At 45.7% G+C, this 12564-nt stretch carries 11 protein-coding genes and 1 riboswitch; of the genes, 4 read left to right on the top strand and 7 right to left on the bottom strand.

Annotated features, from left to right (window positions below; all coding sequences use genetic code 11):
• Positions 1-64: 64 nt before the first annotated feature.
• A complete protein-coding gene (locus Q4592_RS03285; protein WP_303510241.1) occupies positions 65-1795 on the bottom strand; it encodes a choice-of-anchor I family protein in 1731 nt (576 codons plus the stop codon).
• A 304-nt stretch (positions 1796-2099) separates the two neighbouring features.
• Between Q4592_RS03285 and Q4592_RS03290 the strand changes: the two genes are divergently transcribed.
• Entirely contained in the window at positions 2100-2597 is a 498-nt protein-coding gene (locus tag Q4592_RS03290; protein ID WP_303509717.1) for a fasciclin domain-containing protein, read from the top strand.
• 241 nt (positions 2598-2838) lie between these two features.
• On the opposite strand, the gene Q4592_RS03295 is transcribed toward Q4592_RS03290, so the two are convergent.
• From Q4592_RS03295 to Q4592_RS03310, 4 genes are all read right to left on the bottom strand, one after another.
• Positions 2839-3969 (bottom strand): glycosyl hydrolase 53 family protein, encoded by a 1131-nt coding sequence (locus Q4592_RS03295; RefSeq protein ID WP_303509720.1) that lies wholly within the window; start codon positions 3967-3969, stop codon positions 2839-2841.
• A 331-nt stretch (positions 3970-4300) separates the two neighbouring features.
• Positions 4301-4825, bottom strand: coding sequence for a sigma-70 family RNA polymerase sigma factor (locus Q4592_RS03300; protein WP_303509721.1), 525 nt, complete (start codon positions 4823-4825; stop codon positions 4301-4303).
• Positions 4826-4897: 72 nt separating this feature from the next.
• On the bottom strand, positions 4898-5146 hold the full coding sequence (locus tag Q4592_RS03305; protein WP_303509723.1) for a thioredoxin family protein: 249 nt from the start codon (positions 5144-5146) through the stop codon (positions 4898-4900).
• A 34-nt stretch (positions 5147-5180) separates the two neighbouring features.
• Entirely contained in the window at positions 5181-6164 is a 984-nt protein-coding gene (locus tag Q4592_RS03310; RefSeq protein ID WP_303509726.1) for a permease, read from the bottom strand.
• Between the two features lie 247 nt (positions 6165-6411).
• Positions 6412-6604, top strand: a riboswitch (FMN riboswitch).
• 155 nt (positions 6605-6759) lie between these two features.
• Here Q4592_RS03310 and ribB point away from each other — a divergent pair.
• Positions 6760-7413, top strand: a complete 654-nt coding sequence (gene ribB / locus Q4592_RS03315; protein ID WP_303509728.1) for a 3,4-dihydroxy-2-butanone-4-phosphate synthase — start codon at positions 6760-6762, stop codon at positions 7411-7413.
• A gap of 256 nt (positions 7414-7669) precedes the next feature.
• On the opposite strand, the gene Q4592_RS03320 is transcribed toward ribB, so the two are convergent.
• A complete protein-coding gene (locus tag Q4592_RS03320) occupies positions 7670-8653 on the bottom strand; it encodes an aldo/keto reductase (protein WP_303509731.1) in 984 nt (327 codons plus the stop codon).
• 158 nt (positions 8654-8811) lie between these two features.
• Between Q4592_RS03320 and Q4592_RS03325 the strand changes: the two genes are divergently transcribed.
• Complete coding sequence (locus tag Q4592_RS03325) at positions 8812-9717, top strand: LysR family transcriptional regulator (protein WP_303509736.1); 906 nt, start codon at positions 8812-8814, stop codon at positions 9715-9717.
• 179 nt (positions 9718-9896) lie between these two features.
• A complete protein-coding gene (locus tag Q4592_RS03330; protein WP_303509739.1) occupies positions 9897-11387 on the top strand; it encodes an alpha/beta hydrolase-fold protein in 1491 nt (496 codons plus the stop codon).
• Positions 11388-11435: 48 nt separating this feature from the next.
• Here Q4592_RS03330 and Q4592_RS03335 read toward each other — a convergent pair whose 3' ends face one another.
• A complete protein-coding gene (locus Q4592_RS03335) occupies positions 11436-12317 on the bottom strand; it encodes a glycoside hydrolase family 16 protein (protein WP_303509742.1) in 882 nt (293 codons plus the stop codon).
• Positions 12318-12564 lie beyond the last annotated feature (247 nt).

The raw sequence follows: 12564 nt of genomic DNA on the forward strand, positions 1-12564 counted from the left end.
AAGGAGCCGAAAGGCTCCTTTTTCTATTTATAAGAACAAGTGCACGTGTAGATTTAACCGCCCGTTATTGAGCCGTAATTTCCCATACTGTCAGAGAACCACTCACCTCATTACCTACTAGCAACAAGGGCTTATTGGTTGGGCTGTCGGCAGCCGCAACAAATACCAAACTCTCTGGTGCTAAATCGCCAATGCCATCTCCGGCTTCTAGGCCCTCGGTTAAATCTCGGTTTATTACATAGCTTTCAAATGCACTGTTATACGGGTTGCTTACGTCGTAAACCATAATCCCGCCCATACGCTCTAAACCAATAAAGGCGTAGGTTTTGTCGCCTACCATGCCTACGGTTAACGCTTCTGGTTCTGCGCCTTTGTTTTCTGAGCGAGAGTCACCTTCGTTTTCATCATCACCATTGTTAAAAGCACTGCCGTGAATGGCAGCGGTAATGCGGCCAATGTCATCGGCTGAGTCAAATACCACCGTGCCGTTTTGATCCCAAATAGTGAATGAACGCGCACCGTAAGCAAACGCAGTTTCGTACTCGCCATCACCGTTGGCGTCACCTAGCATGTTGGTTACGCGCAGCCCATCAATCTCGCCACCCGCTTGCAGAGCCTCCAATTTAGACCCCGCCGCCGCCGTTAACTTTTTAAGCTTAAGTTCTTCAGAGAACGATAAACAACCGTCGTCTGCATCGTAGTCTTGGCCGCCAGCAGCAGTACATGCGGCTTCGTCGGCAACATCAAAGAAATACTCGCGGGCATCACCTTCATTAGCGGTGATTAAAAATTGCGCGCCATTCCAAGTGAATGAAGTAATGGTATCGGGCATGTATACGCCGTAAAGGCCGTCGTATTGGCCAAAGCTTACGCTGCCGTTTTCGTTGCCATCAAAGTTCAAGCCGGCCCAATCTTTAAAGCCTAAACCGATTATTTTTACGCTGTTATCGCTTAAATCAACAATGGCTAAGCCGTTGTTTTCTTGAAGCGTTACATAGGCCATGTGGTTAGTGGTAGTGATGTATTCAGGCTCTAAGTCTTGAGCAACAGTGGTAGTGATGACTTGACCATTTAAGGTTCGGCCCGCTGGATTAGGGAAATGCATGCCCTTGGCTTCCAACTCGTTTTGCATACTATTAAACGCGGTAAAGTCGATAATAGTGGCGGTGCTGGCCGGAGTGCCGTCGGTTACCTTAATCACTGCAATCGAACCTTCAGGGTCATTACTGTAATCGCCACTTGGCTCACCTTCGTTTGCCACAAGTACCTTGCTGCCATCAGGTGTAAAGGTCACCATGTCTGGAAGATTGCCGACTTCTACTGCGTTTAAAAATACCGGAGTGCCAGCATTCAAGCCTTTGTAAAACACAATGTAGCCATTGTTGGCTTGGTCATCGGCTTCAATAGCAACAGCCATTAAATCGCTGTTAACAGCAATACTATTTGCGCCACCAAGGGCAACGTTGTTGGCCTCGGTGGGTAATGTAAGCGCGGTGGCGTTTAAGTTGCTATCACTAAGTGGCGCAGCAAGAGCCTCAGAAGATAGTCCAGAAGCATCAATCATCTCAACACTATCGTCAGAACTATTGATGGCATAAATGGTTTGGCTAGCAGCATGATACTGCACAATTTCTGCCGCGCCGTTAGCATTGAGCACAATACGGCCCACAGGGCTAAGTGAAATACCCGTTACTGCATCGGCGCCTGCTTGGCCTGCTTGACCGTCATCGCCGTTACAGCCTACTAATGCCAGGCAAGAAACTACCGCAAGTGAAACTAAGCTCTTCTTGAGCATCATCATATATCCCTATATTCACTGATTAATCTTGCAGGGCATTTTGTGTACCTAATGTGACTGTGTGATGACCAAATTGTGACAGTTATTAAACATTCGATTGAGGGAGGGGGACAGTTGTAAGCCTGCTTTTCTGAGAAGGCGCTTATATTAGGTTACTGAATTTATTAGCATTGTTGTTGAGTGATGAGTATTTACTGCATGAGTAAGGGGAGTGGACTTTACTGCGTAATGTGATCCAAGCGAATAGCTTGGCCGTACAAATCTCGAACCCAACGCACGCAAAGCTGAAAGGAAAGAAACCATGTTAAAACGAATTGCAAAAGTGTTTACTTTTATTATCGCTGCAGTGACATTCTCAACAATCGCCCATGCTAATCACCATGGAATGAAAAAGGATATTGTAGATGTGGCTGTTGAAAATGGCTCCTTCACCACACTGGTCTCGGCGGTTAAAGCTGGCGGATTGGTAGAGACGCTCAAGGGCGAAGGCCCATTTACTGTATTTGCACCTACTGACGAGGCTTTTGCTAAATTACCTGAGGGTACAGTAGAAATGCTGTTGAAACCTGAAAACAAAGACAAGCTAGTCGCTATTCTCACTTACCACGTTGTAGCGGGAAAAGTGATGGCAGCCGACGTAGTAAACATTGATAGCGCTACAACCGTTCAGGGAGGAATGCTAGCCGTTAGCACTAGCGGCGAAATGGTAATGATAAATGATGCCAAAGTAGTGGCGGCCGACGTTAAAGCAAGTAACGGTGTAATTCATGTAATTGATACGGTGCTGATGCCAAAGTAACTACAGTAGCAGGGCTCTATTCGGGCCCTGTTTTATTGCTTTGTACAAGTTTGCTGGTCGACTACTTGAAACAACATTTCGGCAAGCGATTGCTTCAAAGCCAATTTTACTCTCCCGCTCCATCGTTAAGATTTTTAAAGCAGCAAACACCTGCTTCATCTCGCTTCACTTTGCATTCGGTAATCAATATATGTTCTAGCTGCATTCACGCTCTTCGCAGTCGGGCTTTGTTTTTGTGGTATTAACGCCCTTGGCCTAATTCCGCGAGGGCTTTCAATGAGTGGCCGGCGTCATCAAACAAGGTTAAATTGTCCCAAGATGATTGGCATGCCTCTTGAGTATGGCTAATCCAGTCAGGCGCCCAATAAACCATGCCTAAACCTTTATTGTTTGGTAGTGAGAGCAACACCTCTCGTAAGGCAGCAATGTAATCTGCTTGTCCTTGCTCTGAAGCCGCAAACTCGGTATTTAGAGGTGTTTCTTGCCACACAAAATTGGGTTGCTGATCTTGGTTTACTAGGCTAAATGGATAGGCGACTTCTGCGAGCACTATTGCTTGTTGGTAGTTAGCGGCTAAGTGACTTAAGTTTTCACTTAAGTCCTGCATTGAGCCATGCCACCATGGATAAAAAGACAGACCAATGATATCAAATTCGACTCCTTCGCTAACAAGGTGACTGAAGAACCACTCACTTGCATCTTTATCGCCGCCAGTGTCTGTGTGGATCATAATCAGTGGGGGATCAGTATAATCACTGTCATTAACGGCACGCGTCGCGCTCTTTAGCAACAAGGCTAAACGCCACCAATTACTATTGAAGTTAGCACCCACTCTCCCTTCATCCCAAAGCATACCCGAGCTTATTTCATTACCTAACTGAACCATTTTCACGGGGATATTGGCCGAAGAAAGAGCGTTCATTACATCTAGGGTATGGCGGTACAACTGAGTATTTAGAGTATCAAAGTCGCTGTCTTGCCATGCTAAAGGTTTAGTTTGTTTGCCCGGATCAGCCCATGTATCGGAGTAATGAAAGTCAATATATAGATCCATTCCTGCATCGGCGATGGCTTGTGCTTTTTGTAAGGTATCCGCTAAGTCGTTGTATCCCGCCTCTGGTTCAACCCATACTCGCAGTCGGACGAGATTGATGCCAGCATCGGCATAGGTCTGCCAAGGATATTCTTCACCACTTATCAGAATTGGAGATTCACAATCTTGTAAAAGGCTCGCGAAAGAAGCATCAACGCCGCGAAAGTGTAAGGTGGGCTCAGGTGCTAATGGCGGAGAGTTTTCCGAAGGCGAACTACCGCAAGCAACCAGCATAATAACCATTACAGCATGGAGAAAAGTGAAGTGAAATTTGCGCATCAGATAGCTATTCAAGAGAAGATAATTGAAGTGTATGTTTCCTAACAACAAAATCAATTTCGAATCGTTCAAATTGAGCACTGCCCCAAGCCTGTGGGCTAGCTTTTGCTAAAACTGCAAGCAACAACTCATCGCATTATTTAGGGTGTTTGCCTGTTGCCTTTGATTAACCTAGATTTGAGGTGGAAAGAAAATAGAGAGGTGAGTTTATAAGGGAAGCTAAGAATTAACGACTGAAATACAGAGCTAAGTGAGTGTTAATCTGAGTAAGTATTGCATCTAACCATTGACCGAAGATGAGGTGCTAGGGTGCTTTATCTAATATTTATGATTACTTTTCTGCAAGGCTTTTAAAGCAACAAACTCCCGCTTCATCTCGCTTCACTTTGCATTCGGTGGTTAATACCTTCTCTAGTTGCATTCTTGCTCTGCGCAGGCGGGCTTTGGTGGCGGATAAGCTGAGTTGTTGCTGTTCCGCGTACTCAAGCTGAGTAAGGCCATTAAGATCACATTGCTCAATAATGTCACGTTCGCTGTCAGACAGCTTAGGCAGCACTTTGGCCAAGCATTGCTGCAGTTGAGTCATTACCGGCGCAACACTGTCTGAAGCGGATAAGTCATTGATGTCGGTGGCGTGCAATTTTTGGCGTAGCTTATCAATGAAATGGTTTTTGGTCATAGTAAACAACCACGCTTTACCATCATCTAGGGTACAAAAACGCTGGCTATTGCTCATGGCCTTTAAAAACACTTCTTGCATGATATCTTCAGCTTCATGCTGGTTGTTGGTTTGCTTTATTAACCAGCCATAGAGCAAGGGCTCAGCCTCGCTCCAGGCCTTCATTAAACATTTCATGTTTCTCTCTGCCGCAATAGGGTTAAGCCGCCTAAGTTATTGTACCAGCGGCTTAGTAAGTTGTTGCTAGGTTTACGCTACAGCATTCTCGCTTAGTAACTCACGCACTAGATCAACAGACGGTACTGAGCCGCTGTGTTTTATTTGCCCTTCAATGGCAAGGGCTGGCGTAGTTAATACTCCAGCGGCCATGATTTTTTGTAAATCGGTAACTTTTTCAAGGTCAACGTTTAAGCCAAGTTCGTTGGCTACCTCTAAAATACGTTCTGCTGTTGTTGCGCAGTTTTTACAGCCTGAACCGTATACCTGAATCGTTGTCATAATGAGTTCCTCGTTGTGTTTGTTGAAATGTTGTTTAGTAGTAATAGTTAAATAGCCACCCCGTTAGGGATATGGCCACCAGTAAATAGCCGGCAATTGCGCCTAAAAAGCGTATTTGCATCACTTGCTTGAGCATGATGAATTCGGGAATGCTTACCGCCACAGCGCCCATGCAAAACGCCAAAGTGGTGCCGATGGGCATGCCCTTATCAATCAGTGAAGCCATAATTGGCACCACACCTGATGCATTGGTGTAAATGGGAATGGCGCTAAGCGTGGCAAGTGGTACGGTCCACCATTGGCCATTAGCCAAGTTTTGTTCAAACCATTGAGCTGGCACAAAGCCATGAATAGCGGCTCCCAAACCCACGCCAATAATCACCCACTTCCATATGCGGCTTAAGATGGTTTTGGTTTCGTTTACTGCAAAGTAATGGCGATCTTTATGCGTCACCGAGGGAGCGGGTGTGTCGTCTGCGATTTGAATATTGCTGTTTTCAGCTTGTTGGTAGGCTTCTGCAAGAAAGGGCTGTAACCATCGTTGAGCCTTAAGCATATCCATCATTACCCCAGCCAACATGCCTAGCAACATACCAATGGCTACGTACATAAGGGGGAATTTAAAACCAAGAATGCTGCCTAACATAATCACCACTACTTCATTTACCAGCGGCGAGGTGATAAGAAATGCGATAGTCACGCCAATGGGGATTCTGGCAGAAACAAAGCCCATAAACAGTGGAATGGAGCTACAGGAGCAAAACGGTGTGATAGCGCCAAAAGTAGACCCTAATAAGTAACCCAAAGCTCTATGTTTACCTAACAAGTAGTTACGCACTTTATCTACGCTAAGGCTGGCGCGTAAGTAAGAGATGACGTAGATCAACAGCACCAATAACACCAAAATTTTGCTGGTGTCTTCAATAAAAAAATGCAGGCCGTTGGCCACTCTAGTGCTGGGTGTTAGCCCAAATACGGAATAACTTAGCCAGTCAGCCAACCAAGTAAAAATCTCCATCTTTCAGTATCCAATTCGAGGGTATATGACTAACACGGATGAACAGCAAAAAGGATGCAGAATATTTAGAAAAACTTTTCCAGTTTTTTGAGTAAAGTGAATTGCTAGGCAATAGGGTGGTTTTAGCCCTAGTGCCGCAAGGCTATGGCTAGGAGCGATGAGAGCTACTTATCGCGAGTACTTTTCTGCATTGTGTTCCTCGCAAATTAAAGGCACCATAGCGTGGCTGTTTCTATACCAGAAACAGCCAAATTCTCAGGGCGGGGTGTAACTCCCCACCGGCGGTAGTTAGTTATGTTTATGGCTAAAAGCCCGCGAGCGCCCAACGGTAGTTGGGGTCAGCAGATCTGGTGACGAAGCAATACTTTTATTGCGACTAGTCCAGAGCCGACGGTAATTTGCAGTTTGGCTGTAATGAGTCCGGATGGAAGAGAATCAAGCATTATCATTTTGTTTTAACCTGGTTAGAACAGAACCCTTAGCCTGTGGCTGAGTGTGGTTTAATGCCGATAAAAAACTTCACTTTACGGTGAGGTGCTATTCCTGCACGCCCTGATTCTGGAAAACTTAATGTAGTAATTTAAGGATTTAAACCATGAATCAGTCTCTACTTGCCGAATATGGCAATCCTATCCAACGAGTTGACGCCGCGCTTGCAGCCTTACGCCAAGGCCAAGGGGTATTGGTTGTTGACGACGAAGACCGCGAAAATGAAGGCGATTTAATCTTCGCCGCCGAAACTCTCACCAATGCTCAAATGGCCATGCTTATTCGCGAATGTAGCGGCATTGTTTGCTTGTGCTTAAACGATGACAAAATCAAACAGCTTGATTTACCGCCAATGGTTAGCGATAACTCTAGCCAATTTGGTACGGCCTTTACCGTAAGCATTGAAGCCAATGAAGGCGTAACCACAGGAGTGTCGGCTGCTGATCGCGTCACTACCATTAAAACCGCGATTGCCGAAGGCGCTAAACCCAGCGATTTAGCCAGACCAGGCCATGTTTATCCGCTGCGTGCGCAGCCCGGTGGAGTATTAACACGCCGCGGACATACCGAAGGTACCGTTGATTTAGTGACTTTAGCGGGCTTAACACCTGCTGGTGTATTGTGTGAAGTGACCATGCCAGATGGCACCATGGCGCGTTTGCCCGAGATTGTTGCTTTTGCTAAGCAACATGCCATGCCAGTATTAAGCATTGAAGATATTGTGGAATATAGGAAAGCGCTAATCAGTAAAGCGAGCTAGTTAAGCGCTTGTTTTGGCAAAATAAAAGGGGCCAATAAGGCCCCTGATCAGATTATGCGTTTAGTACTATTGTTGTTTTGTAGGTGTAATCACCTTTTCGTCAGTATAGCCCTAGCTTCATAAAAAGTTCTTATATTTTTTCAATGTTTCAGCTGTTTTTTCACAAGGGTGTGATCACGGTAATATTCATGAGCAACACACTTGTGCTAGAGCTTTTGCTCTAATGTGATAAAAGGTAAACCCCCTTATCGATGAATTAAAAGCGTTCTGGTGCTGCCGGTTTATTACCTAAAATGTTATCAACCTGCTGCCATACGTCGTTGTTTAACTGCTGTTTCAGCTCTAGCGCTTTCAGGTTATCTTCTAACTGCTCTAACTTAGACACTCCTAGTATTACGCTGCTCACATGTGGCGTACGTAAACACCAATTTAAGGCTAGGTGATGTAATGGCATGTTAAGGCTTTCTGCCAATTGGTTAAGTTGAGCTATCTGCTCTAGCTTGTTGTTCTCGCCCATTAACATATCGCGCAGCCATTCATAGCCAGGCAAGCTTAAGCGGCTGTTATCTGGCACGCCATTTAGGTATTTGCCAGTGAGCAATCCGCTGGCCAGTGGCGAGAAAATAGTAGTGCCTAAACCGGTTAGTTGGTACAGCGGTAGATACTCGGCTTCTATTTTGTCGCGCACCATCATGTTGTATTGCGGCTGCTCCATCACTGGCGCATGCAGGTTTTCTGCTTTGGCTACTGCCCATGCTTCGGTAATTTGCTGAGCGCTCCATTCAGAGGTGCCCCAATACATTACTTTACCTTGGCAAACCAAGTCGTGCATGGCACGAACCGTTTCGTAAATCGGCGTATCAATGTCTGGGCGGTGGCAGTAAAACAAATCTAGGTAATCAACCCGCAGGCGTTTAAGTGCGGCATGGCAGGCATCAAATACATGTTTGCGGCTTAGCCCACGTTGGGTAGGTTTATCGCCGCCCCAAAATACTTTGCTCGATACCACAAAACTATCGCGTGTCCAGCCCAGTTGCTCTATGGCTTGTCCCATTAAGCGTTCGCTTTCGCCGCTTTCGTAACCTTCGGCATTATCGTAAAAGTTTATTCCAGCATCATAGGCGCGTGTCATAATTTGCTTGGCGGCCGATAAGTCCACTTGTTTGCCAAAAGTAACCCAAGAGCCTAAACCAAATTCACTTACCTGCAGGCCACTTTGGCCTAATCGACGATATTCCATTTTATACCCACTTAATCAAAGATGTTGGCTCAAGTATAGAGTTAGTAAAGCCACTGAAAAAAGAGGGCTAAAGCAAAAATACTGTTTGTTATATCAAACAAAAAATCTTATTTTGCGTATTATTATGGACAAGTTGATGCAGCTAGTTAGGTAAGCGAATGTCGAAGAATCATAAAAAGTTAGAACGCTTGTTGTTGTTTTATGAAGTGGCTCAGTACTTGAGCTTTTCTAAGGCCGCTGAACACCTTGATATTTCTCGTAGCTACTTGTCGCAACAAATTCGCAGTTTAGAGCAAGATTTACATACTCAACTGTTGATTAGAACCACTCGCAGCGTGCGGCTCACCACCGAAGGCCACAAGGTGTTTTTGCAGGCGCAAGCCATGCATCATAACTTGTTAGATCTAGAGCGAGAGCTAGAACACAGCGGCGAAGATGTCGCGGGTATTTTGCGTATTACCGCGCCAGCCGCTTTTGCAGAGTCGTTTTTGGTTGAGGTATGTAATGGATTTAATCAACGCTACCCCGAAGTGAGTTTTGAAATTGATGTTGGCCATCATTTAGAAGACTTACATGAGCGTAATTTCGATTTAGCCATTCGTGTTACCGAGCAACCGCCACAAAATATGGTGGCGCGAACGCTAATGCCTTATTGCCATTGGGTGTGTGCTTCCCCTGCATACTTAGCAGAGCACTTTGTGCCAACTCAACCTAGCGATTTAAGCCAGTTGCAGTGCTTAGCCTTTCCTACTTGGCGAACCTGGACATTTAAACAAGCCAATAAAGTGCAAGAGTTTGAAGCACAAGGACGGTTTGCGGTGAACGACAATAACATCCTCATTAAAGCGGCCTTAAATGCGCAGGGCGTGATTCGAGTACCCGAGCATTTAGTGTGGGAGCATGTGCAGGCAGGCCGATTGCAGAGGTTACTGGCCGATTTTCAGGTTGAACCCCGACAAGTGTGGATGCTGTATCCGCCCAAAATTGAACACTCTTCACGCTTGCAGCGTTTCATGGCTTACCTGCAAGACCATATAAGCAGTTTGTTGCCTAAGCCTCGATGAGATCAACATGGATGATTCAATCACCCGTTAATGTTTATTTATCGGCCCTTTTAGCAGTTTGTGCCTATTATCACAGCACTTGTCGCAATTACTTTTATTATCAATAGTGCTGTGTTTGTATGTGATTAAATTTAAAGCGTTTATTAGTGATCACGGATGAGTGGAACTTAAGGATTGAGATGAAACGACATAGCTTATTGGCATTAGCCCTACCTCTTTTAAGTGTGTTATTGGTGGGGGCTTGCAGCAGTTCTTCCAACAGCAATGCTTCTGAACAGAGTGAATTAGCTTGCGCTAATTACGCCGGCACTTGGGAGCTTTTTTTAGAGGTTGATAACAGTGATTGCAATGGCTTTGGCAAACAGCTAAAGCAAGTATTTGTAGTGGAGCAACAGCAATGCAAGCTGAGTATTGATAGTGGCGTAACAGGTGATATTAATGGCCAGCAAATCACTTGGTCTGCACCTAGTGTTCGGATTGATGGTGGGGAATTAAGTCACGTTTCGGCTACAGTTGAAATACTCGATGGGAAGGTTACTGGCTCTTATCTGTGGGAGTGGTTCAACAGCGCTTATTATTGTTCCGGCTCAACCACTGTAAAAGGGCGAATATTGCCTGAGCAAGAAGCTGCCAGCGCCGAGCTTGGCGAGTTTGATTTAACGCCACCACACCCACTGCTTTCTCCGGCAGAAAACACCACCGCACATACCTTTACGGTAATGGCTAAACAGGCTGAGCAGGTGTATTTAGCCGGTGAAATGAGCGACTGGCGTCCCGATGTATTTCAAATGAAGGCGAATGACGATGGTAGCTGGTCAATTACCTTATATTTAGCGCCGGGGGCTTGGCAGTACAAGTTTGTGATAGACGGCAATTGGATAGCCGATGAAAACAACGAGCGCGCGGTATATGACAGCAGAGGCGGATTTAACTCAGTATTGGTGATTGGCGAAGAGTCGCCGCTGCTTAGCGCAAACCCAGAAATTGCTCATGGCGAGATAGTTGATGCAACCTTTGCCAGCAGCGCGCTTAACAAAGCCAGCCCTTATGCGGTTTATCTGCCGCCCAATTACCATGCTAACGAGCAACGCTACCCATTAGTGGTGCTGTTGCACGGCTATGGCAGTAATTACCAGCAGTGGCTGGTGGACGGCAAAGCCCAGCACCTTATGGACAACTTAATTGCCAAACAAGCGATTAAACCTTTCATATTGCTAATGCCTTCTGGCGAACAGAGCTATTACACTGGCGAATACGAGCAGCTCATTATGCAAGAGCTGCTACCGAGTATTCGAGAGCAATACCGAGTTAAACCAGGTGCACAAAATAGTGCAATTAGTGGCGTGTCTATGGGCGGGGCAGGGGCGTTTTATTTAGCGCATAAATACCCCGAGCAGTTTGGTTTATCGGTGCCTTTGAGCGGCTACTTTGATATGAGCATTTACCGTGATTTTACTTGGCAGAATTTTACTATGCAGCCAGCCTTGTACCTATATTGCGGTGAAGATGACCATACCAGTTTTCAAAGCAATCAGCGCTTGGTGGAGCAGCTAGAAAACCATAAGGCTGAATTTACTTACACCACAGCAGAAGGCGGCCACACTTGGCGCTATTGGAATGGCATCTCAGCACAATTTCTCAGCCAAATATCAGCCTTCTTCCATCCATAAACAATCAGCTACAGAGTGTTAGCAATAAGCTGAGGCGGAGCGCTAACTTTAGTTAAGCGCTTCGCATACCCGTATATAATCCACTTCCATTTGGGCGGGGAATATCTGATTAGATTGTGGGTTACCATCGTAATTGCCGCCTACCGCCAAATTCATAATGATGTAAAAATCTTGGTCGAAGGGAGCGGGGAAGGCTTGGTCTTGGGTATACCAAGAACTTTGGCTAGCATACAACTCGTCATCTACGTACCAATATATGCCCTGAGGCGTCCAATCGATTCGGTAAACATGAAACTCGCTAATATCGCTGTCGGTAAACAGGTAGTGGCGTTCCGAGTAGGTATTATTTGGCCATTGTGCGCCATAGTGAATGGTGCCATTTACTTGCGAAGGGTTGCTACCACGCGCTTCCATAATGTCTATTTCGCCCGAGGCCGCCCACGAGCCATATACATTGTCTTGCGGCATTAACCAAAAAGCCGGCCATAACCCTTGGCCAATTGGCAATTTAATACGGGCTTCAAATCGACCATAGGCTTGGGCAAATAATCCCTGAGTTTTTAAGCGCGCAGAGCTGTAATTGTAATTACCGTATTGGTCGCTACTGCCTTCGACTAAGGCTTGAATAATAAGTTGGCCATTGCCGTTGAGTCGCACATTGGCGGCGTTGTTGGTATAGGCTTGCAGCTCGTTGTTTCCCCAACCTGAAATATACTGGTCGTTGAGCATAAAGCCATTGCCCATATCAAAGGCCCACTTATTCAGATCCAGCTGGCTGCCGCTAAACTCATCACTCCACGAGAGTTGCCAAGTAATGGCTTCTGGCTGGCTAGGCTGCTCCGATTGAGGGCTAACACCGCCTCCGCCACAGGCGAATAAGCTGCTACTGAGTAGTACAAGTAATCCAATCTGAGGGCTGCGGTTTAGCATTAAGTGCTCCAAGCGTTGCTAATCATCTTCAGCATCAGTTTGCCAAGAGCTTGGCCTGCAAGGTAGTGAAAAACCGGCAGAATAAGAGCCAGATCAATGATGAAAATATACTTCAAGTTACGTAATTTATTGCACTTGCCAAAGCAAACTTACTATTACCTTTCACGATGCCTTCTTTCTCCAAGAACTCGCATTATTCCGTGCTGATATTTTTGTTATTTTTTTTGATCTGGATGGATGGTGAGGT

This window comes from Agarivorans sp. 1_MG-2023 (assembly GCF_030548385.1).
Lineage (GTDB): Bacteria > Pseudomonadota > Gammaproteobacteria > Enterobacterales > Celerinatantimonadaceae > Agarivorans.